The sequence below is a fragment of the Leptospira gomenensis genome, from assembly GCF_004770155.1.
GTDB classification, from domain to species: domain Bacteria; phylum Spirochaetota; class Leptospiria; order Leptospirales; family Leptospiraceae; genus Leptospira; species Leptospira gomenensis.
This window is the reverse complement of record NZ_RQFA01000040.1, coordinates 1-993: the sequence shown is the minus strand read 5'-3', so window position 1 is coordinate 993 and position 993 is coordinate 1. Positions and strand designations below refer to the sequence as shown.

Annotated in this window: 1 protein-coding gene and 1 pseudogene; both read right to left on the bottom strand. The window is 34.3% G+C overall.

Annotated elements, in window-relative coordinates; translation table 11 throughout:
• Window positions 1–101 precede the first annotated feature (101 nt).
• On the bottom strand, window positions 102–644 hold the full coding sequence (locus EHQ17_RS10315) for a hypothetical protein (RefSeq protein ID WP_135594118.1): 543 nt from the start codon (window positions 642–644) through the stop codon (window positions 102–104).
• 4 nt (window positions 645–648) lie between these two features.
• Window positions 649–993, bottom strand: a pseudogene (locus EHQ17_RS19800) (hypothetical protein); the annotation flags it as partial.

Below are 993 nucleotides of genomic sequence, written 5' to 3'. Positions count from 1 at the left end.
AAATGATATTCCCGCTTAACACTTGTTAGCTGTGCGCCACAGTAATACTTAACAAACGACGGTTTTTGGACTAGGACAGAAGATGCACGCCAGCACACAAATTAAATTTGATCAAGTCGGTCATCAACTGAATATAATGTCCACTTTCTTTCATTCAAGTTGTAAGCAAATACAATAGAAAATATGCGACCTTTTTTCGCACTTCCATATATTGTAAATGCAATAAAGATTTTTGATACATTCGCCAATTTACCGAAAAGAATCGCGCTTTTAATTTTCTCCGTTGAAAATGATCTTTCAAATGCTTCGAATTTTTTTTTAATGTGACCGCCTTCCGAATCCGTAGAAAACATACTGTAGTCGTCTACATATGGCATAAGCTCTCTCAATGAAAAATTGTTTGCTCTTGCTTTTGTCTTCAAATTAGCAATTAGCTCATTCATTGATTTTCTCTGTATTTGAATAAATGCTTTATCGCTTTCTAAACTTTTTAAATAATCAAGTGATTCCTGAATTTTTTGCCTTTCACTTTTTACTTTATTCTCATTGCTACTTAATTGTCCCAGATTCGATTCTGACGAATTACATCTTAAGACAAAAATGCTAATCAATAAATGTAATATAATTGTTCCAAATTTAATCATACTTTCAGTGCTCCCATGCTCTTTTATTATCAAGCTGTAAATGTAAATGATTGCTATGAATTCCAGAGAAATTTGGATCATTTGACATTCTTATATTAGGTAATTTGTTATTTTGAAAATAACTATGAACAGCAGGATCATTAAATATTACAAACCCACTAACACCTACCGGCATATTTCGGGAAATCGTCTTAATAAGCTCAATGGTTTTGTTCACGTCGTAACCCGTTCCTGGCTGATCATAATTGCCACCGACATACATTCCACCTTTAGTCATATAACCCAAGTCAGCCTGATTTCCGTTCGCATGGTGATCAGGATTTGGCCCTGGATCGTATCCACCCGTTTT

Coding starts and splice junctions, on each gene's coding strand:
- EHQ17_RS10315 (WP_135594118.1), bottom strand. CDS start 644: ATGATTAAATTTGGAACAATTATATTACATTTATTGATTAGCATTTTT.